Raw genomic sequence first — 19,438 nt, forward strand, 5'->3', positions numbered from 1 at the left:
TCTCCACCAGATCGGGTATCGGCTCGGCGTAGCTCAGCCCGGAACGGCGGCCTGCAACACGGCGAGCGCGGCGGTGCTCAACCGGGCCAGTTCCGCGGCCTCGTCCGGCGCCAGGGCGGCGGCGAACAGTTCCGTCATCCGCCGGTTGGTGAGCTGTTCGATCTGGTCGTAGCGGTCCTTCTTGTCGGCGCCGTCGGTGAACGGCTCTGGCCAACCGAACATCGTGGCGTACTGCGGCCCCTTGTTGAGCATGTGCGCCTCGACCGGGGTGATGCCGGAGATGGTCAGCGCGTTGAAGTGCACACCGGCGCGCAGTTCTCGCAGCACGAACATCACCTGCAGCGCCCGCGCGGCGGCGTCGTCGGCCAACGGCATCGCCCGCCAGCCGGCGAACAATGGCAGGCCCGCCGGCGGTGTCGCCGCGATGACCTTCTCCCCGAGTGCGGCGATCCGATCCAGGCCCTGGGCGCCGGAGAGGTACTTGCGCCCGAACTCGGCCGTTTGGCTCCAATATTGTTGCGCCGCAGCGGCAGCGCCGCGCACCGCGATGCCCTCGTCCCACATCGAGCTCAGTCCGGTCGGTTCGAACACCGCGAACACCGCACCGACGGCGTCACCGGTGGCCTCGCCCAGCACGCCGCCGCGCCCGGCGACGTAGCCGGCCAGCGGATTCTGATAGCCGGCGGCGATGCTGCCCGCGAAGGTCTCCGGGTGCAGCATGAACACCGCGACGGCCTGCTCCATCGCCGCCCCGGTGGCTGCGGCCGACTTCTCGATGTCGCTCATGGTTCGGCTCCTTCTAACGCAATTGGCAGAGTATCCCCCGGCTCGTGCGGCTCTGGCTAGGCTGACAGCAGATGAGCACAGTCACCCTCAGCACTGAACTACCGATTCCGGCGCAACGCGCCGCCGCTCTGGCGCGAAAGCCCGAATTGATGCAATTCGTCCTCGCACCGGCTCTCACCATGCCTTCGCTGGCAGCGCCCGATCGCATCGAGGTGGGGACCCGCGCATCGGCGCGGCTGTGGTGGTTCGGCGTCATCCCGTCCTGGACGCATCACCTCGAGGTCAAAGAACTCGAGGATCTGATGATCTACACCAACGAGCACGGCGGCCCGGTGCGGACCTGGAACCATCGCCTCACCTTCACGCCCATTGACGAGCAGCGCTGTAGCTACACCGATGAGATCGAAACCGACGACGGCTTCAAGGGGTTGGGCACTCGGCTGTTCATCCGGCTGATGTTCGCCCATCGGCACCGCCGCTGGCGCATGCTGGCGCCGCTGCTCACCTAATCGGCTCGGGCCGGCCGGGGACACGGGATCTCCGGTCGCCGAGTCCGCGCGCTAGGGTGCTTGGGTCGGGCGCAGCAAACACACCGACAGAACGGTTGAGTCCATTCATGACCGCAGCACAGGCATCGCCGATGGAAGCACGCGTCGGCCACTACTACCAGATGGACGGCACCTACCTGGTCGGCCGCGAGAAGGTCCGCGAGTACGCCCGCGCGGTGCAGGACTATCACCCGGCCCACTGGGACGTCGCGGCGGCCGCGGAGATGGGCTACCCCGAGGTGGTGGCGCCGCTGACGTTCACCTCGACCCCCGGCATGAGCTGTAACCGCGAGATGTTCGAGTCGGTGGTCGTCGGTTATGACACCTACATGCAGACCGAAGAGGTCTTCGAGCAGCACCGGCCGATCGTCGCCGGAGACGAGCTGAAGATCGACGTCGAGCTGACGTCGGTGCGCCGGATCGCCGGCCGAGACCTGATCACCGTCACCAACACCTTCACCGACGCCGCCGGCGAGCGGGTGCACACCCTGCACACCACCGTCGTCGGGGTGACCGCCGAGGACATCGACCCGGCCATCAAGACGGCCGTGCACAACGCGATGATGCACGACGTCAACATCCTGGGCATCGGTGAATCCGAGGCCGCCTACGAAAAGACGGTGCGGCCCGAAGGTGAGATCCGCATCGCCGACGGCGGCCTGACCCGCACCCCGGCCACACCGTCGTTCGACGGTTTGAAGGTCGGCGACCCGCTGCCGGTGCGCCACACCCGGCTGTCGCGCGGCGACCTGGTGAACTACGCCGGGGTGGCCGGGGACGCCAACCCGATCCACTGGGACGAGGAGATCGCCAAGCTGGCCGGGCTGCCCGACGTGATCGCCCACGGCATGCTGACCATGGGGCTGGGAGCCGGTTTCGCCTCCGCCTGGACCGGCGATCCCGGCGCGGTCACCCGCTACGCGGTGCGGCTGTCGGCGCCGGCGGTCGTGTCGGCCAAGGAGGGCGCTGACATCGAGTTCAGCGGCAAGATCAAGTCGCTGGATCCCGAGACCCGCACCGGCGTCATCCTGGTCGGCGCGAAATCCGGTGACAAGAAGATCTTCGGCCTGGCGACGCTGAACGTCCGCTTCCGCTAATCGAGCAGCCTGCGGGCCACGTCGGCGGCCGGGAACCGGGCCAGGAAGGCGCCCAGCGCTTCGGCGGTGCGCCGGTCCAGTGTGTCGGCCTCGGCCAATACCGCCGGTGAACAGTCGGGGCCGACGAAGTCGGGAGCGCGATGCGAGTCAACAATGTGCACAGCCGGGTGCACCGTCGATAGCCTCGAGCAGGTGGGCGCACTGATAGCCGGCCTCGCCGGCTACGAGCTGCGCCACCCCTTGGTCGCCGTTACCGCCGGATGGACCGTGCTGAGCTGGCCGTTGATCTTTCGTCCGCTACACGACGCGCCCATCGAGGATGCACTGGACACGGCGGCAACAGCGCTGAATTCACGCGGTCCACACAGTTCATGGTCGATCTATGTGCGGATGTTGCGGCGGGCCGCCGGCGGGCGGAGACCACCGTGACCGACCTGTTCGACAACCACACCGACCTGACGGTGTGCGGCGGCCCGGTGCGGGTCTACCGCGCCGGCGATACCGGGCCGCCCCTGCTGCTGCTGCACGGTGCGATGCTCGATACCGCCCACGGGGTGTGGCGACGTGTCGCGCCGGCGCTGGCCGCCGACTTCCGGGTGTATCTGATCGATCTGCCCCGCCACGGGGCCAGCAGGCCCTGGCGCGGCGTGCTCGACGACGCGTTCTTCCGCCGCTTCCTGCACGAGTTGCTCGACGCATTGGGGCTACCGCAGGTGGCGCTGATCGGGCTGTCACTGGGCGCCGGGATCGCCACCGGCTTCGCCCTCGAGCATTCAGAGCGCGTCAGCTCCCTGGTCGCGATCGGGCCCGGCGGACTCGACGCCAAACGCCCGGCGCAGTTGCTGACCTGGCTGGTCATGCGGACCCCCGGCCTGCTGCGCGCCGGCACCTGGTGCCTGGCCCGTTTTCCCGGCGCCATCCGCCGGTCCATGGTCGCCAATCTGACTGCCGGAGAACAGACCCCGGATTTCGAGGAGATCATGGCCGCGGCGGTGGGTGAGGCCCGCGCCAAGCACCGATACGGCGAGAAGGCCTTGGACGACTGGCAGATCGAGTCCTACGGCCCGCGCTCGATGCGACTGAATCTGCTGCCCGAGTTGCCGCGACTGGCCGTGCCGACCCTGTGGGTCCGCGGCGCCGACGATCCGCTGGTCGGTGCGGGAGCACTGGCGAAAGCCCATGCTGCCACCCCGGATTCCCGCCTCGCCACCATCGCCGGTGCCGGGCACATCGTCACCTACGACCGGCCCGACGAGCTCGTCAACCTGGTGCGCGAGTTTCTCGAATCCGTCCCATAACTCCGTCCGCCAATAGGGCGCGGCTTTCGGCGCTGCCGTCGAGGCGCCGGGTGATCCGCTTGACGATCTGCCAGGACGCTTCGGACTCGCGCCTGAGGTGGAAATAGTTGGCGCCCCCGCGCGCCACCTGATAGCCGGTCTCGCGTTTGACCAACAGCGTCGACGCGCATACCGCGACCGCGTCGTCGCCGTGGACGGTGACCACAGCCGGGCCGAGGAAATGCACGCAGCCGCGGTTGATCAGATTCTGGTGTCCCGACGAGCGAACCATCGCGGCGACGTCGCTGCGACCCTGCATGAGCCAGTCCTCGACGTCATAGACGCCGTCGTCGGACCACAGGGCGGCGGTGGCGCCGGCATCGCCGGCATCCACCAGGGGGCCGTAGGAGGCGATCATTCGCTCGATCGCGCGTTCGTCTTCGATGCGCTGCAGCCGACGTTCGAGGTCGGCGAGCCGTTGGTCGGTCACGATCCTTCCCCGGCCAGGTTCGTCAGCTGCGCGAGTGCTGCGAGCTGGTTGCAGAAGTGCCCCGCGGATTGCGCCGAGATCACACAGCTGACATCCGTCGCCCCCGCTTCGGCCAGCCGCTCGATCTGGTCCGTGGCGTGTTGCGGGGCGCCGATCGGGTCCAGCGGCGGTGTCGCCAGCACGACGGCGAAGTCATCGGGAACATCGACGGAGCCGAGCATTTTCGCGATCTCGTCCACCGTCAGGCCGAACGGCGTCCAGCCGTCGCCCAGTTCGACCGCGCGCCGCAGCGAGCGCCTGGTTCGGCCACCCACCCAGATCGGCACCCGCGGCTGCACCGCGCACGGCTCCACGATCAGCGAGTCGTATCGGTAGTAGTCGCCGTGGTATGCGGGCCGGCTGGTCGACAACGACGCGCGCAGTGCCTTCATCGCGTCGTCGGCGCGGGCGCCGCGATCCTCCCAGGCGCAGCCGAGCAGGTCGAACTCCTCCCGCAGTGAACCGACGCCCACCCCGAGCGTCAGCCGACCGGCGCTGACCCGGTCGAGGGTGCCGTAGCGCTTGGCGATCTCCAGCGGGTGGTGGTAGCCGAGCACCAGCACAGAGGTGACCAGCCTGATCCGTCGGGTGCGTGCGGCGAGAAACGACAAGGTGGCCAACGGGTCCCAGTACGTCGCGCCGCGTACAGCCGCCACTTCGACGGGCACCGCGACGTGTTCCGAGCAGGTGAGGTGGGCGAATCCCAGGTCGTCGGCGGTCGCTCCGATCTCGGCGACGTCGTCGATTCCGCCGTCGGCTTCCCACTCGGACGCGGTACCGGGGATCTGGATCACCACCGGCGTGAACAGGCCGAGTCTCATCGACAGGCCCTGGCTTGGTCGTACCGCAATGGCTTCCTGCACTTTCGTTGCGCCTGATGGCTGAGGTAGTCTTCAGAAAAACTGGAATCAATTTTAGTTATGGAGGCGGCGCGTGTCCAGCGGTGAGTGGCGGGGCCAGTACGGGCCCTGGGCCGTGATCGCGGGCGGTTCGGAGGGCGTCGGCGCGGAGTTCGCCCTACTGCTGGCCCGGGCCGGGGTCAACCTGGTCCTGATCGCCCGCAAATCGGGGCCACTGCACGACACCGCCGAACGCTGCCGCGAGTTGGGCGGGCAGGTCCACGAGTTGGCCGTGGACCTGACCGATCCGGATGGCCGCGCGCAGATCTTCGCTGCCACAACCGATCTCGAGATCGGTCTGCTGATCTACAACGCGGGGGCCAACACCCACAGCGCAGAGTTCCTCGACGGCGACCTGGCGGCCTTCCAGCAGGTGATCGACCTGAACGTGACGGCTCCGCTGGCATTGATCCATCACTTCGCCGGCCCGATGCGTGCTCGCCGGCGCGGCGGCGTGCTGCTGGTCGGCTCGCTCACCGGCTACCAGGGCTCGGCGCGACACAGCGTGTACGGCGGCGTGAAGGCGTTCACCCGGATCTACGCCGAAGGCCTGTGGCTGGAGTTGCGCGAACACAACGTGCATGTGCTCGAACTGGTGCTCGGCGTCACCAGGACACCGGCCATGCAGCGGGTGGGGCTCAACTTCGATATCGCCGGGATGCCGGTGTCCGATCCGGCCGATGTCGCCCGCGAGGGACTGGCCCAGCTCCCCCACGGCCCGGTGCACGTCGTCTCGGCTCATGCCGGGAATCCCGCGCTGCGCGCCACGCCCGACCGGGCCGCAGCCGTGCTCGCGTCCCATCGGATGATGCAGAAGCTGCTCGGTGGCGCGCCCATCCCGGACCCCGATGCCCCGCCCACCGGTTGATCGCGAGCCGGCGACTCCCAGGACGGCCGCCCAACGACGGCGCTGCGAACGGATTCTCGCCACCGCCGCCCGACTGGGCGCCCGCGACGGGCTGGAGGCGGTCCGGATGCAGGCTGTGGCGGATCAATCCGGCGTTTCAATCACCACTGTCTATCGCTACTACCCGACGAAACATCACCTGTTCAGCGCGCTGCTGTTGCACTACACCCGATCCGTCACCCCGCCGGAGCCGGCGACCGGATGTCCGGCAGCCGATATCAGCGAACTCATGGCCGGCATCTGCCGGTCCATGCTCGCCCGCCCCCGGCTGGCCCGCGCGATGATCACTTCGGTCAATGCCCGGCGAGCCGAGTCCGGAGCGGCCGGCGACTTCAATCTGCGCGAGATCATCCTGTCGGTCGCCGGGATCACCCGCCCCGCATCGCAGGACGCCCAGCTCGCGCTGCTGGTCGAGCAGTGCGCCTACGGCGTCTTGTCGTGGGCGGTGATGGGTGAGACCACACCGGCGCAAGCCGAAACCGACATGCGCCGCGCGTGCCAACTGCTGCTGGCGCCCTGGCGCAAAACCTAGCTTGGTGCTACCGATGCATAGCGCACTTTCACACCGCGCACAGCGAGTTCTACGCGGACTCAACGGGGGCGCCTCTCCGCTCCGAGAGTCCGGCTCTTGCGAACAAGACTGATATCCAACGTATTTCGGCAAGCACTCCATGGGGCCAACGTCGGATTCGGCGAGGCACATCATTTTCATTACGAAATCCGGTGCCTTCCAGCGGGTTTCCATGCCCAGATTGGTCCGGCGCGACAGTCACGCCACGCCGGTCGAGTTGACTCCGCGCACTGTTGCTGCCAACATGGCGGCGAACGCACCTCGCTAGGTGAGGCGTCTGTACGGATACAGGCCACTGACCTCCAACGTCGAGAGACGCCCAGGGTCAGGACAGCTCTTCCCGGCTTAAGGGTTGAGCCCAAGTGGCTTCCGGCTTCTGGCCGGATACGGCGTGCAGTGCCGAAACTCTGACGAGAGGGGTGCCGGCCGGCGGTGTCGTCGGCCCGGCTCTCCCTGATGTGCATGCTGCGCCGGCATCCCCGTGTGCCCTGGCCGTGAGGAGGTGAGAGTGACATTGAGTCCGGACGATAGTCCTTATCCGAGTTCGACGACCAGTTCGCTCGAACCCGTTCGCGGCGCCGCTTTCACTTTCTGACTCGGCTCGCGCCATACCGTACCCGCGCTCCCCGGCCACTGACCCGAGCGCGGTTTCCAGCGTGCGAATTTTGTTCCCTCGCAACGTTATTCGCTATTTCATAAGGAGTTTCGATGTCTTTTGTGTCTGCACTTCCCGAAGAACTCACCGCGACAGCGGCTGAACTGAGCAGCATCGGCAACGCGGTGGCTGCGCAGAACACGGCCGCCGCCGGGCCGACAACCGGGGTGGTTCCGGCGGCCGCCGACGAGGTCTCTGCACTGACCGCCGCTCAGTTTGCCAGGCATGCCCAGATGTACCAGGCGATCAGCAAGCGCGCCGCTGTGGTGCACGAGAGGTTCGTGATCATGCTGCAGCGCAACGCGCAGTCCTACGCAGCGACCGACGCCGCCAACGCCATCTCGATCTAGCGAAAGGGTTTACTGATAATGGATTACGGAGCAGTTCCCCCGGAAGTCAATTCCGCACGCATGTACGCCGGTCCGGGTGTCGATCCGATGCTGTCCGCTGCGGCGGCATGGAACCTGTTGGCGGCAGAATTACGTTCTGCAGCAATATCTTTCGAATGGTCTGTGGCGGGCCTGGTCAGCCAAGGTTGGTGGGGTCCCTCGGCGTCGGCGATGACCGCGGCCGCCGAGCCCTACATCAGCTGGATGAGCGTCACCGCCGAACAGGCGGAGCAGACCGCAGCGCAGGCCTACGCCGCCGCCGATGCCTACGCGTCGGCCTACGCCATGACGGTGCCGCCGCCGGCGATCGCAGCCAATCGAGTGATGTTGGCGGCATTGGTCAAGACCAACGCTCTGGGATTGAATACACCGGAGATTGCGGCGACCGAAGCCCGCTACGCGCAGATGTGGGCGCAGGACGCCGTTGCGATGTACAGCTACGCCGCCGCTGCCGCATCCGCCACCGAACTGGTTCCGTTCGCGGTAGCACCGGAGACCACCAGTTCAGACGACGAGAGCAGTTCTGGCGCCCTCCCAGCCGACACCGGAGATGCGCACTCCCAGGTGCCCAGCGCATTGCGGAGCATGGCGTCGCCGGCAGAGGGCACGAGGCCGACGGACCCAGATTGGCATTGGACGAAGTTCTTCGACGGCCTCTTCGACGGAACCTGGGGCCACGACGACGGCTCGGGCCTGAACATCAACGCGCAGCTGTGGAACACGATCGCCGCAACCGGGATCTTCGACCCGGGCGGGAACCTCGAGGGCTTCGCGGGTCTGGCTACGCTCGGGTTTCTGGCCCGCGGCATGGAGGGCGGCACGGCCGCCCTCACCGGTGGCGGGCTCAGCTCCGCGCCAGGTATGACACTGGCGTCGGCCGAGACCGCCGGCCGCGCTGCCGGAGCTGCGGTCGGGGGCGCAGGCTCCCCGGTGTCGGCCGGAGTGGGCAGAGCGACCCTGGTCGGATCCTTGTCCGCGCCACCGAGCTGGGGAACGGCCGTCCCGGCGGCTGCGCCGAGTGCCGGAACAGCCAGCGGCTGGACGGTCGCCCCGGACAGCAGGTCGGTGACCGCCATGCCGCCTCCGATGCTCCCGAACGGTGGCGGACGTAGCGGCAGCTTCGGCCTCGGCACGCCGCGCTATGGCACCAAGCTCACCGTGATGCCGCGTCCAGTGGTGGTCGGGTAGGTACAGCGGCGCGGCTTGGGCGAGCCGAGGAGCCGACAGCTACGGCCTGCGTGGCATCCCCAGCGCGGTTCCCAGGATCCAGGCGAACAAGAACGCCGGCATGGCGGTGATCGAAAGCCCTTCCAGCGACAGCGGTCCGGTGCCGACGATGAACGCCAGCAGCAACAGCGGATGTACCGCGGCAGCGGCGACCGCGAGGTGGGCGGTGTATCGCGGCAGCACCCCGTGGACGTACACCGCGACCGCGAACGCCCCCAGTGCCACCACGGTGGGCAGACCGGACATGGCCAGCAGACCGAACGCCAGGTCGTAGAGCAGCGCGGCCGCTTCGGGGCTGTGGTATCGGTACAGCAGAATGTCGAACGCGGTGAACCCACTGAGCAGCAGGGTCACGCAGCCGATGAAGCCGGCGGCGAAGCACGGCGCAAGAACCGATCTCACCGGCAGCCGATCTCGCAGCAGTGTCCACACCGCCCCGCCGAACACCAGCCACAGCGTCACACCGACCGTGTTGAGCAGCATCGTCACGACCAGTCGATCGTGATGCTGGGTCGCCCACCAGGCCACCTCGGTGGCCAGCTTCTGGGTGCCGGGGAACGACCAGATCGGATACACCGCGAGCGTCACAACCGGGAGCGCGAAGCCGAGCATGCCGGACCATCGCGCCACCCGCGCCGCGTCCCATTCCATCAGCGCACCAGCTCCCACTGGCCGAAATCGGCCGCCAACACGTCGTCCACGTCGACGTGAATGTCGTCGATCAGGAAACCCGGGTCGGTTGCGGTGACCATCTCCCGCTGGAAGAGCACGGCAGCCGGTTCGCGTTCGCCGCCCGACCACGCCCGGGTCTGCCACGCCCACCGGTGGCCCGCACTGGTCGAGTGCCCGATGACATCGTCGGCGATCGCCCAGGAACACTGCCGAGCACCGCCGTAGATCCCGGTGCGCGCTGCCCCCAGCACCGAGTTGATGCCGCGAAACCACTGGACCGCGAGCTTCTTCCAGGTCTTGGCGTCGATGTCCTCATCGACGCTGAAGAAGATCGGCGCGCTCGGTGGACCCCCGGCGGCGGTGTGCAGCCGCAGCGCCGTGCGGGCGTCCGCGGCGCCCCCGTCGTAGCCGCCGGTGAAATCCGACGGCGAATCCGGCCAGCCCGGCTTGCCGAACTGGTAGCAGCTGACGATCTGCAGGCCCGCGGCGCGGAGCCGGTCGGCGTAGTCACGGGTGACGGGCTTGAAGTCGAAGGTGGCGCCGGGCCGCAGCTCCGAAACGTAGACCAGCGCCCCGGCGAAGCCGGCCGCCTTGATCCGCTCGGGCTCGACCAGCCGGTGGGCGAAATCGATGAGCTGCAGCCCCTCGGCCGCAGCCTTCGGCGCAACGGCTGTTGCCGCGAAGAAACCGGGGACCGCCAATGCCGGTGCCAGCAGCGCGCCGTACCGCAGGGCTTCGCGGCGGGAAACCGATCGCGTCACACCGGAAGGGTAGCCGCCGTCGGCGTCCGGCGCGCCACCAGCAGGCCGGCGCATCGCTAAACATGGTTGATCACCGCTTCCCCGAACTGCGCTATCGCCTCGATCGCGCGCCCAAGACTGTCGCCGGGAAGCGCGACCTGCACCCAGCTGACCCCGACGTCAGCGAGCCGGCCCAGGCCTTCCAGGTAGGCGCCCGCGTCGAAGTCGTCGTAGCCGAGCCGCCCGCCGGCGAGATTGGAGAAGCAGATGTCGATGGCCGACCAGTCCCGGCCCGCGTGGTCGCAGCGGCGCTTCAGGTCATCGACTCCCGCCGCCAGCGCTTCGATGGAATCCATCGCGGCGGTGCGAGCCGTGCTGGCCAGGCCCGGCGGCGCAGCGAACGGCGCCCACCCGTCGCCCCGGGTGGCGACCCGCTGCCGCGCCTTCCCGGTGTTGCCGCCGATCCAGATCGGCGGATGCGGGCTGCTGACCGGGCGCGGATGCGCGGTGACGCCCCTGGCATTGAAGTGACGGCCCTGAAACGACACGTCGTCACCGGTCCAGATCGCCCGGATGACGTCCAGGCTCTCCTCCACCAGGGCGGAGCGCTCCTCGAAATCCACGCCCAGCGCGGCGAATTCACCCTTGAGGTAGCCCACACCCACCGCCAGGGTGAACCTGCCCCCGGAAAGCAGATCCAGCGTCGCACCCGATTTGGCGACCACGAACGGATTGCGGTAGGGCAGGACGACGACGTTCGGGATGAAGCGCAGCGTTCGGGTGTGTGCGGCGGCGAACCCCATCGCCACGAAGGGATCCAGGCTGTCGTGTCCGCCTGCATCGAGCCAGCGCTGAGTCGGAGCGGGATGATCAGTGAAGCCCATCGCGCCGAAGCCGGCGGCTTCTGCGGCCCGCGCCACAGCGGTCACTCCTTGCGGGGAGACCAGTTCCGGGTCACACGGATGCGTGATGATCGGGTAGGTGAACGCGAACCGCATGCGGGTTCCTCTCATTGTGGTTTGGGCCGCGGCGGACCGAGGAGGTATTCGCCGGTGCCCGGGTGGTGATACCAGCCGCCTGCCGCGTGCGTCCCACCGTCGACGTGCAGCGTCTGGCCGGTGACGTAGGTACTCAGATCGCCGGCCAGAAACACCGCCGCACCCGCCATCTCATCGACATGCCCGGGCCGTCCCATCGGGATCATGTAGCCGGCGTGAGCGAGCATCTCGGCCGAGCCGACACGCTCGATGCCTTCGGTGAGCGTGAGGTCCGGGGCCAGGCAGTTGACCCGGATGCCGTGGGGAGCCAACTCCAAAGCCGCCGTCTTGGTGAAGTTGACGACACCCGCCTTGGCCGCCGCGTAGGCGGCGTAGCCGGGTGCGGCGCGGGTGCCCTCGATGCTGGCGATGTTGATGATGCTCCCGGGCTCGCCCCGGCGCACCAGAGCCTGCGCGACGCGCTGCGTGCACAACAGAACATGGGTGAGATTGGAGCGGATCAGCGTCTCCCACCCCTTGGCGGCGGTTTCCAGCAGCGGGGAGGCGAACACCCCGCCGGCGTTGTTGACCAGGACCGTCGGCACACCCGCCTCGGCGATGGTGGTGGCCAGCGCGGCATCGACCTGATCGGCGTCGCGGACATCGATCGCACACGCCAGGCCGCCGGCCGCGGCCGCAGCGAGCTCGGCGGTCTCGGGGTCTTTCTCCCAGATCACCACCCGGGCACCGAATTCCGCGAACGTCTCGGCGATCCCGCGGCCGATACCGGAACCGCCGCCGGTGATGACGGCCACGCGGCCGTCAAGGGCCGACGCGTCCTTGCGCAGTACCACTAGCCACCTCCCGGTGGGCTCACCGTCACGGTCGGTCAGAGACTGATGTAGACCGATTTGGTGTTGAAATAGGCCTCGATCCCCTTACGGCCGCGTTCGCCGCCCCAACCGGACTGCTTGTGCCCGCAGATCGGCATGGACGGGTCGGCTGCCAATGCGCAGTTCACCCAGATCTGGCCGCCCCGAAGCTGATTCGCGACACGGTGAGCGCGGCCAAGGTTCTCGGTCCAGATCGCCCCGGCCAGCCCGTACTCGGTGTCGTTGGCAGCAGCGATCGCCTCTTCCTCTTCGTCGAACGGAATCACCGAGCCGACCGGGCCGAAGATCTCTTCGCGGATTAGCCGCATATCCGGTGTGGTGTTGGTGATGATCGTGGCCTCGTAGAAGTAGCCGCGGCGATCCATCGGCTTGCCGCCGGTGATCACCTCGGCGCCGGCGGCCACGCCGTCGTTGACGATGCCCGCCACGCGCTGGCGCTGCTTCTCACTGATCAGCGGACCGAGGACCGAGTTGGGGTCGTCGCTGCCGCCCATGGGCAACATCTGGGCGAAGTTGGCCAGGCCCTCGACGACCTGGTCGTAGATTCCACGCTGGACATAGATCCGCGAGGTGCACGAGCAGTTCTGGCCCGAGCCGGCCAGCAGACCCATGCCGGCCATCATGATGGCCTTGTCGAGGTTGGCGTCGTCGAACATGATCAGCGGCGACTTGCCGCCGAGTTCCAGGGTGAGGCGCTTGAGGTTGCCGGCGGCCGCCTTGACGATCAGCCGTCCCACCTCAGTGGATCCGGTGAACGAGATCTTGTCGACGTCCGGGTGCGCGGTCAGCGCCGCACCGGTGGTCTCGCCGTAGCCGGTCACGACATTGAGGACGCCGTCGGGCAGGCCGGCCTCGCGGAAGATCTCTTCCAGCTTCAGCGCGGTCAGCGGTGTCTCCTCGGCGGGCTTGAGCACACAGCTGCACCCCGCCGCCAACGCCGGCGCCACCTTGAGCATCGCGACGAAGAACGGTCCGTTCCAGGGGATGATCAGGCCGACGACGCCGACCGGCTCGAGCTGGGTAAAGGTGTGATACTCCTCGAAGTGGCCGAGCAGACCGTCGGAGACCAGGTTGGCCGACTCACCGTGGATCTTTCCGACCCAGCCCGCGTAGTAGGTCAGCATCTCCTGGGACACCTTGATGATCTGGCTGGCGCCCATGGCGGTCATGCCGTTGTCACGGGACTCGATCTCGGCGAGCTCGGCGGTGCGCTCCTTGATGATCTCCGCCGCGCGGAACATGATCTCGGCGCGCCGGGCGGCCGGCAGCTTGCGCCACACCCCGGATTCGAAGCTCTCCCGCGCCCGGGCCACCGCCGCGTCGACGGCGGCCTGGTCGGAATCGGGGACCTCGGCGATCTGCTCTTCGGTCGACGGGTTGAAGACCGGGATGATCCCGCCGCCGGCCACCACTGGTTCGGTCTCGATGGTGCTGCTCACTGGTTTTCGTCCTTCCATGGTTCATCTGGTGTGCGATAGCCGTCGCGGGTCAGCAGCCGGATCGGATCCGTGCCGTCCCAGGTCTCACAGGTGCGCGCGATAGTGGCGAGGTTGATTCGAAAACTGGGCTTGTCCTCGACGATCTCGGTGAAGAAGCCGAATTCGGCAAAGGTGTCGATGAACGCCACCCGCTGACCGGGATTGGTGAACTCGCACGCCAGTTCGTAGCCCTGATCGAGGTAGTGGGCGAGCTTGGCGTCGTAGTCGCGGGTGAGCGTGGACACCTGATGGAAGCCGAACTGGTTGTCGCCGTGCAGCGAGGCCATCTCGGCGAACACCGAGTGGTTCGCGGTGTGGTCGCGGATGAGTTCGACCTGCACGGGTCCGGCCTGAGCGACACCGATGTGGACATCGACGCTGGCATCGGTGCCGCGGTACCGGCAGCGGCTCTGCGCTCGCGGCATGATGTGAAACGGCCCCACGCCGAAGACCTTCACCCACCGGGCCGCCGCACTCAATAGATCAGGGACAACGAAGCCCAGTTGGAAGAGCCGGAATTCTCCTTCGGGCCAACGGTGTTCGAACAACGGATGCGGGTCGGCCGTCACGCGGTGTCGCCTTGTTCGGGCAACTCGGCGATCGGCCGGACCAGGACTTCCTGAGCGGTGCTGGCGACATGTCGGCCCGCGGCGTCGATGATGGTTCCGTTCACCACCGCGCGGTGGCCGGCGGCGGCGACGATCTGCTGGGTGTAGCGATGCCACTGATCGAATCGCACCGGACGGTGCAGCCAGATCGTGTGATCGAGGGTCAGGCCACGATGCGTGCGGTAACCGACAGGTTCGGGATGGGCGCGAAACGCCGTGTCCACCAGCAGATAGTCGCTTGCGTAGGCCAGCATCGCCGCATGAGCCCCTGGCCCGCCGTCGATCGGCCGTGGCAGCCGCATCCACAACGAGCGCGCGCCGCCGGCCTGGGTGCCGCCGAGGAATATCGGCGCGTCGGCGATGCGCATCTCCAGCGGCGGCGGCGTGTCGACCCACGTGCTTGCCGATCCGGCGAGCTCCCGCGGCGCCTGCTGCGCCCAGTGCTGCAGCAGCGGAAGAGCTTCCGGTGCCGTCACCGACCCCTCGACGGTGACGGCCTCGGAGCACTCGGGGTTCGTGTCGAAGGACACCATCGCGGTCACCAACACCCGTCCTGCTTGCCGGATGACCACCTGTCGTGCCGACATCGTCCGCCCGTCGCGGGTGCGGTCGACGGCGATGTCCAGCGGCGCGGCCGAGTCCCCGGGCCGCAGGAACATCGCATGGATCGAGTGCGGGGCCAGTTCGGCGACGGTGGCCGCGGCCGCGGTCAGCGCCTGGGCGACCAGTTGGCCGCCGAAGATTCGGCCGAACCTGCCGGGTTCGCTGTCCGCGCGAAAGCGATCCGCGCCCGCCGGCTGCAGCGTCAGCACCTGCTGGAGATGGTCGAGCGCACCGAGCGTGGCGGCTTCCAACGGGCTGCCGGACCCGAGCAGCGGCGCGTCGTGATCCGGGCGGGCGGCAGCTTCGGGCGTCGGCGTCGGCCTCAACGCATCCTCCTCACCGCGCGCAGCCGGTACATGAGCTCTGGGCCCCACGGGCGAACCGGCCTGTGACTGTCGGTCCATTTAAGTAAAACGTTTGACTTAGGTCAAGGGGGCGATGTTGACTGAACTCATGCCCCCACCCGTGCGCAGCCCGCGGTCCACCCGCGCCGACAGCACCCGGGAGGCGCTGTTATCCGCGGCAGAGCGGCTCATCGCCGAGCGCGGTGTGGAAGCTGTTACCCATCGGCAGATCGTCGAGGCCGCCGGCCAAGGCAACAACGCCGCGGTGGCCTACCACTTCGGCACCAAGAAAGAGCTGGTGCGCGCCATCGAGGCCAGCCACGCCGGGCACATCGAGGAGTTGCGCACCGCCCAGGTCGCCGACACCGACGATTCGGCCGGACTGCGCGACTGGGTGGGGTGCCTGGTGCAGCCGCTGACCGACCATCTGGCGTCGCTGCCCGCGCCCACCTGGTACGCGCGATTCGCCGCTCAGGTGATGACCGATCCGACATATCGGCGCGTGGTCACCAAGAGCGCCCTGGAATCCGAGTCACTGCGACACGTCATCGACCGCATCGGCCACGGCATTCCCGAATTACCCAGACACGTCCGATCCGAACGCAACATCATGATGCGGACCGTGCTGATGTACACGTGCGCGGAGATCGAACGTGGATTCGCCGACGACGGCAACGGGCCGCGTCCGGACTGGCCGCGCGCCGGCCGCAGCCTCGTCGACGCGATCGCCGGCCTGTGGCAGGCGCCGGTGTCGGACCGGTAATGGTGAGCGCACTGCTGACTTATCGCATGCCGCGTACCACCGTGATCGGTTAGTCCGTCCTGCTTTGGCATAGCCGTACTGCCGCGATGGCGACCACCAGCACCATCGTGAACCATGTTGTCGCAACGCAGGTCGCATAGATGTCGGAGAAGGGAACGGACCGGCCGCCCTGGATCGTCGCCGAGCCGTCACCGACACGCAGCATCTCCAGGTTCACCTGCAGGGCCAGTCCGAGCCAGACCACGATCGGCATCACCAGCGTCGAGCGAACGCGTGCGGGTGCCGAGTCCCGGCGCCACCGCCGTTCGACCAACGCGAACAGCTGGAACAGCACCCACCCGGTGAGCACCCAGCCGAAGTAGTTGCTCAGCGGCACGCCCAGCGCGCCGTTGGGTGACCCGTAGGAGAACAGGCCGCGCACGTAGGCCCCGATCGGATCGATCACCAGGTCGTATCCGCCCAGGATCAGGGTGGCGACGACGGGCGTCGCCACCACCGACAGCCGACGATTCTGGTCGTCCCCCACGATCACGCGGGCCAGGTTCCAGGCCAACCAGGCCAGGATCACCCAGGCGACGACCACGGTGAACGGCACCCCCAGCGCGCGGGGACCTTCCATGTGATGGATATAGAAGCCGAACGGGAAACCGGTCGCCACACTGCACGCCTCGAGACCGAACGACACGGCGACGGCAAGGACGAAGTACGCGGCGGCGCCGGCGGGCCGGTACAGCGTCAGCGTGTGCAACACCACGAACAGCGCCAGCGCGCCACCGTAGATCGCCTGGGCGACGGCCTCTATCGGCGACCCGGTGCCCAACGCGCCCGTCACCGTCGCGGCGAGCCAGATCGCGACCAGACACCAGCCGGCCGGCACCAGCCATCGGGTCCGCGAAGACGTCTGTTCGCCCGGAATCGTCGTGCCGTCGGTCATCGTGGTCTCCCTCAACTGTCTGGCCCCACCTGCAGCGGAGATGAGTTTGGCACGGCTCGCGAGGGCCGGGTGGGGATCCCGGATACCCGTCGCGAGCCGGCTGCGTCGGCGTCGAACCTGCACGGCACCTCGGTGCGGCTACCGTGGGCACCGCAACAGCAAGAAGCGAGGTATTCCAGCCATGCGCAGGCCGGCCCATCACGACGGCGAGCAGCAGCGCCGCATCCCGACGTGGCAGCGCAACTGATGGCGCTGCCGCGCCTGGTTCCCCCGGCCGCCGGCGATCCGGCCGACACTGCGGTCCTGCGAGCCGAGGTCCGCGCCTTCCTGGCCGAGCAGCTGGCGGCCGGCGCTTTCACCCCGTCGGTGGACGCCTGGTTGTGCGGCTGGAGTGAAACCTTCACCGGCGCCTTGGCGGCTCGCGGCTGGTTGGGCATGACCGTGCCGAAAGAATATGACGGACAGGGCCGCTCGTTCCTCGAACGGTTCGTGGTCACCGAGGAGCTGCTTGCCGGCGGCGCTCCGGTGGCCGCGCACTGGATCGCTGACCGGCAGATCGTGCCGGCCTTGCTGAAGCACGGGACCGAGGCACAGAAGCGCGAATTCCTCCCGGCGATCGCCGCCGGCGAGTGCTTCTTCGGTATCGGGATGAGCGAGCCCGACTCCGGCTCGGATCTGGCCAGCGTGCGGACCCGTGCCGAGCAGGTCGACGGCGGCTGGAGGTTGACCGGCACCAAGGTCTGGACGTCCGGCGCGCACCGCGCTCACGCGTTCATCGTGCTGGCACGCACCGCACCGGTCGACCCGCAGCATCGCCACGCCGGGCTGAGCCAGTTCATCGTGCGCCTCGACGGCCCCGGCGTCGAGGTGCGGCCCATCGTCTCGATGAACGGCGGTCACCACTTCAACGAGGTCGTCCTCGACGGCGCCTTCGTGCCCGACGCCATGGTGTTCGGCGAGATCGGCGACGGCTGGCGTCAAGTCACTTCGGAACTCAGTTTCGAACGAAGCGGACCCGAGCGGCTGCTCTCCACGTTCACGCTGCTGGCCGCGGTGACCGACGACATGGCCAACGATCGGCTGTCCCATGACGCTGGGCTGGGCCGGCTGCTGGCTCGGATCGCCGGGCTGCACCAGATGTCCACCGCCGTGGCAGGCGCGCTGGAACGCAAGGAGCCCGCCGAGGTTGCGGCCGCGGTGGTCAAGGTGCTCGGCACCACCACCGAGGGCGATGTCGCCGATTTCGCAGACCTGCGCGCCGGCGACCGCACCGGCGAGGCATCCCATCAGCTGATCACGGAAGCGGTCGACCAGCGGCCCGGCTTCACCCTGCGTGGCGGCACCAACGAGGTGCTGCGCGGTGTGATCGCGCGCGGATTGGGGCTGCGATGAACGCCTCCCGCCCCGATCGTGCAGCAGAGCTCGATGCCGATCTGGTCGACATGATGAACGCGGTGTTCGCCGACTACCGCGCGGCGCATCCGCCGACCGCGCCGATCCGGCGCGACACCGACTTGTGGGCCGGCCTCGATCGACTGGGTTTGGTGCGATTGACCGGCTCCGAACAATCCGGGGGAAGCGGGGCCAGCTGGTACGCGGCCGCCGAACTCATCGCCGCGGCAGCGCGAAACGCCGTTCGCGTCCCGCTTGCCGAACACGATCTGTTGGCCTGCTGGCTGCTCGAGAAGGTCGGTGCGCCCATCGCGCTGACCGCACGTACCGTCTGTGTCTTCGATGAGACCGGTACCGCAACGGCGGTGCCGTGGGCGTCGACAGCCGAGCGGATCGTGGTCATCTGGCGACACGACGACACCCAGCTGCTTGCCGACGTGGATTGCGCCGATCTGCGAATCATTCCGGGCAGCAATCTGATCGGTGAGCCCCGCGACACCGTCTCCGCCGACACCGCGGCACTGGCGGGAACACCCGTACGCGCGGAACTGGTTGCGCAACTACACCTGAAGGCCGCATTGGTGCGGTCGATCCAGGTCTGCGCCGCGCTCGACAAGATCCTGGAGTTGGCAGTCGAGCACGCCTCCGCACGTACCCAGTTCGGCCGCCCACTGTCGAGATTTCAAGCCGTCCAGCAGCTGATCGCCGACATCGCCGCCGAGGCTGCGTTGGCCCGGGCGGCCACCGAGGCCGCGCTGTCAGCGGCGGTCCGCAGCGACTGGGCGGGGCCCAATGTCACATTCGCCGTTGCGGTGGCGCGCTCGTGTGCCGGGCACGCGGCGTCGGTCGCCGTCCGCAATGCCCACCAGGTGCTCGGTGCCATCGGCACCACTGTCGAACACCGACTGCACGAGTACACCCGTGCCGCGCTGGCGTGGCGGTCGGAGTTCGGATCCGTCCACCACTGGGATGAGCAGGTCACCCGTGCCGCCCTGGCCGCCGGCGCCGACGGGCTGTGGCGCCTGATCGCCGATTGACCGCCGCGATCGCCCCGGCGTCGGCCTCGCCGCGGCGAGGCTCCATCGTTAACACCAGCAACATTGTTAACATCGCCCGGTGCCGGATTTCCCGAGGATCGACCCGACTCGG

23 protein-coding genes and 1 riboswitch are annotated in these 19,438 nt (G+C 68.2%); of the genes, 11 read left to right on the forward strand and 12 right to left on the reverse strand.

What is annotated here, in order from left to right:
• Positions 1–33: 33 nt before the first annotated feature.
• Positions 34–786, reverse strand: coding sequence for an SCO6745 family protein (locus BST10_RS05340; protein ID WP_083036879.1), 753 nt, complete (start codon positions 784–786; stop codon positions 34–36).
• 71 nt (positions 787–857) lie between these two features.
• Here BST10_RS05340 and BST10_RS05345 point away from each other — a divergent pair, with 71 nt between their 5' ends.
• The gene (locus tag BST10_RS05345) at positions 858–1,295 is read left to right on the forward strand and encodes an SRPBCC family protein (RefSeq protein ID WP_083036880.1); all 438 of its coding nucleotides are present in this window, start codon (positions 858–860) and stop codon (positions 1,293–1,295) included.
• A 107-nt stretch (positions 1,296–1,402) separates the two neighbouring features.
• Complete coding sequence (locus BST10_RS05350) at positions 1,403–2,431, forward strand: fused (3R)-hydroxyacyl-ACP dehydratase subunits HadA/HadB (RefSeq protein ID WP_083036881.1); 1,029 nt, start codon at positions 1,403–1,405, stop codon at positions 2,429–2,431.
• On the opposite strand, the gene BST10_RS05355 is transcribed toward BST10_RS05350, so the two are convergent.
• The gene (locus tag BST10_RS05355) at positions 2,428–2,592 is read right to left on the reverse strand and encodes a hypothetical protein (RefSeq protein WP_205277441.1); all 165 of its coding nucleotides are present in this window, start codon (positions 2,590–2,592) and stop codon (positions 2,428–2,430) included. The genes BST10_RS05350 and BST10_RS05355 overlap by 4 nt on opposite strands.
• Before the next feature lie 31 nt (positions 2,593–2,623).
• Here BST10_RS05355 and BST10_RS05360 point away from each other — a divergent pair, with 31 nt between their 5' ends.
• Positions 2,624–2,860, forward strand: a complete 237-nt coding sequence (locus tag BST10_RS05360; RefSeq protein ID WP_083036882.1) for a hypothetical protein — start codon at positions 2,624–2,626, stop codon at positions 2,858–2,860.
• On the forward strand, positions 2,857–3,729 hold the full coding sequence (locus BST10_RS05365) for an alpha/beta fold hydrolase (protein ID WP_083036883.1): 873 nt from the start codon (positions 2,857–2,859) through the stop codon (positions 3,727–3,729). Before BST10_RS05360 ends, BST10_RS05365 begins: the two co-directional genes overlap by 4 nt.
• Here the strand turns inward: BST10_RS05365 and BST10_RS05370 are convergent.
• A complete protein-coding gene (locus BST10_RS05370) occupies positions 3,692–4,198 on the reverse strand; it encodes a nuclear transport factor 2 family protein (protein ID WP_083036884.1) in 507 nt (168 codons plus the stop codon). The two genes, BST10_RS05365 and BST10_RS05370, sit on opposite strands and share 38 nt — an antisense overlap.
• Complete coding sequence (locus BST10_RS05375) at positions 4,195–5,058, reverse strand: LLM class F420-dependent oxidoreductase (RefSeq protein ID WP_083036887.1); 864 nt, start codon at positions 5,056–5,058, stop codon at positions 4,195–4,197. The genes BST10_RS05370 and BST10_RS05375 overlap by 4 nt, the downstream gene beginning before the upstream one ends.
• Positions 5,059–5,170: 112 nt before the next feature.
• Between BST10_RS05375 and BST10_RS05380 the strand changes: the two genes are divergently transcribed.
• From BST10_RS05380 to BST10_RS05400, 4 genes are all read left to right on the forward strand, one after another.
• The gene (locus BST10_RS05380) at positions 5,171–6,004 is read left to right on the forward strand and encodes an SDR family NAD(P)-dependent oxidoreductase (protein WP_083036890.1); all 834 of its coding nucleotides are present in this window, start codon (positions 5,171–5,173) and stop codon (positions 6,002–6,004) included.
• A complete protein-coding gene (locus BST10_RS05385; RefSeq protein ID WP_163762391.1) occupies positions 5,985–6,575 on the forward strand; it encodes a TetR/AcrR family transcriptional regulator in 591 nt (196 codons plus the stop codon). The genes BST10_RS05380 and BST10_RS05385 overlap by 20 nt, the downstream gene beginning before the upstream one ends.
• 292 nt (positions 6,576–6,867) lie before the next feature.
• Positions 6,868–7,040, forward strand: a riboswitch (M-box (ykoK) riboswitch).
• Positions 7,041–7,322: 282 nt separating this feature from the next.
• Positions 7,323–7,619, forward strand: a complete 297-nt coding sequence (locus BST10_RS05395) for a PE family protein (RefSeq protein ID WP_041319195.1) — start codon at positions 7,323–7,325, stop codon at positions 7,617–7,619.
• 18 nt (positions 7,620–7,637) lie between these two features.
• A complete protein-coding gene (locus tag BST10_RS05400) occupies positions 7,638–8,846 on the forward strand; it encodes a PPE family protein (protein ID WP_083036893.1) in 1,209 nt (402 codons plus the stop codon).
• Positions 8,847–8,885: 39 nt separating this feature from the next.
• Here BST10_RS05400 and BST10_RS05405 read toward each other — a convergent pair whose 3' ends face one another.
• From BST10_RS05405 to BST10_RS05435, 7 genes are read right to left on the reverse strand one after another with little or no spacing between them, the layout of a single operon-like run.
• The gene (locus tag BST10_RS05405; RefSeq protein ID WP_109559414.1) at positions 8,886–9,536 is read right to left on the reverse strand and encodes a hypothetical protein; all 651 of its coding nucleotides are present in this window, start codon (positions 9,534–9,536) and stop codon (positions 8,886–8,888) included.
• Positions 9,536–10,372: a DUF1906 domain-containing protein gene (locus BST10_RS05410; protein ID WP_235673662.1), complete on the reverse strand. Its 837-nt coding sequence runs from the start codon at positions 10,370–10,372 to the stop codon at positions 9,536–9,538. Before BST10_RS05410 ends, BST10_RS05405 begins: the two co-directional genes overlap by 1 nt.
• Before the next feature lie 2 nt (positions 10,373–10,374).
• Positions 10,375–11,295: an LLM class F420-dependent oxidoreductase gene (locus BST10_RS05415; RefSeq protein ID WP_083036896.1), complete on the reverse strand. Its 921-nt coding sequence runs from the start codon at positions 11,293–11,295 to the stop codon at positions 10,375–10,377.
• Between the two features lie 11 nt (positions 11,296–11,306).
• Positions 11,307–12,128 (reverse strand): SDR family NAD(P)-dependent oxidoreductase, encoded by an 822-nt coding sequence (locus BST10_RS05420; RefSeq protein WP_083036898.1) that lies wholly within the window; start codon positions 12,126–12,128, stop codon positions 11,307–11,309.
• Positions 12,129–12,163: 35 nt separating this feature from the next.
• On the reverse strand, positions 12,164–13,606 hold the full coding sequence (locus BST10_RS05425) for an aldehyde dehydrogenase family protein (protein WP_013831161.1): 1,443 nt from the start codon (positions 13,604–13,606) through the stop codon (positions 12,164–12,166).
• Positions 13,603–14,214, reverse strand: a complete 612-nt coding sequence (locus BST10_RS05430) for a VOC family protein (protein ID WP_083036901.1) — start codon at positions 14,212–14,214, stop codon at positions 13,603–13,605. Before BST10_RS05430 ends, BST10_RS05425 begins: the two co-directional genes overlap by 4 nt.
• Complete coding sequence (locus BST10_RS05435; RefSeq protein WP_083036903.1) at positions 14,211–15,182, reverse strand: acyl-CoA thioesterase; 972 nt, start codon at positions 15,180–15,182, stop codon at positions 14,211–14,213. The genes BST10_RS05430 and BST10_RS05435 overlap by 4 nt, the downstream gene beginning before the upstream one ends.
• A gap of 127 nt (positions 15,183–15,309) precedes the next feature.
• Between BST10_RS05435 and BST10_RS05440 the strand changes: the two genes are divergently transcribed.
• Positions 15,310–15,963, forward strand: a complete 654-nt coding sequence (locus BST10_RS05440) for a TetR/AcrR family transcriptional regulator (RefSeq protein WP_163762392.1) — start codon at positions 15,310–15,312, stop codon at positions 15,961–15,963.
• A 49-nt stretch (positions 15,964–16,012) separates the two neighbouring features.
• Here the strand turns inward: BST10_RS05440 and BST10_RS05445 are convergent, their stop codons facing one another.
• On the reverse strand, positions 16,013–16,897 hold the full coding sequence (locus BST10_RS05445) for a carotenoid biosynthesis protein (RefSeq protein WP_083036908.1): 885 nt from the start codon (positions 16,895–16,897) through the stop codon (positions 16,013–16,015).
• A gap of 246 nt (positions 16,898–17,143) precedes the next feature.
• Here BST10_RS05445 and BST10_RS05450 point away from each other — a divergent pair, with 246 nt between their 5' ends.
• Complete coding sequence (locus BST10_RS05450; RefSeq protein ID WP_083037145.1) at positions 17,144–18,289, forward strand: acyl-CoA dehydrogenase family protein; 1,146 nt, start codon at positions 17,144–17,146, stop codon at positions 18,287–18,289.
• A complete protein-coding gene (locus BST10_RS05455; protein WP_083036911.1) occupies positions 18,286–19,326 on the forward strand; it encodes an acyl-CoA dehydrogenase family protein in 1,041 nt (346 codons plus the stop codon). The genes BST10_RS05450 and BST10_RS05455 overlap by 4 nt, the downstream gene beginning before the upstream one ends.
• The last annotated feature ends 112 nt before the right edge of the window (positions 19,327–19,438 follow it).

The sequence above is a fragment of the Mycolicibacter algericus DSM 45454 genome (assembly GCF_002086455.1).
GTDB classification, from domain to species: domain Bacteria; phylum Actinomycetota; class Actinomycetes; order Mycobacteriales; family Mycobacteriaceae; genus Mycobacterium; species Mycobacterium algericum.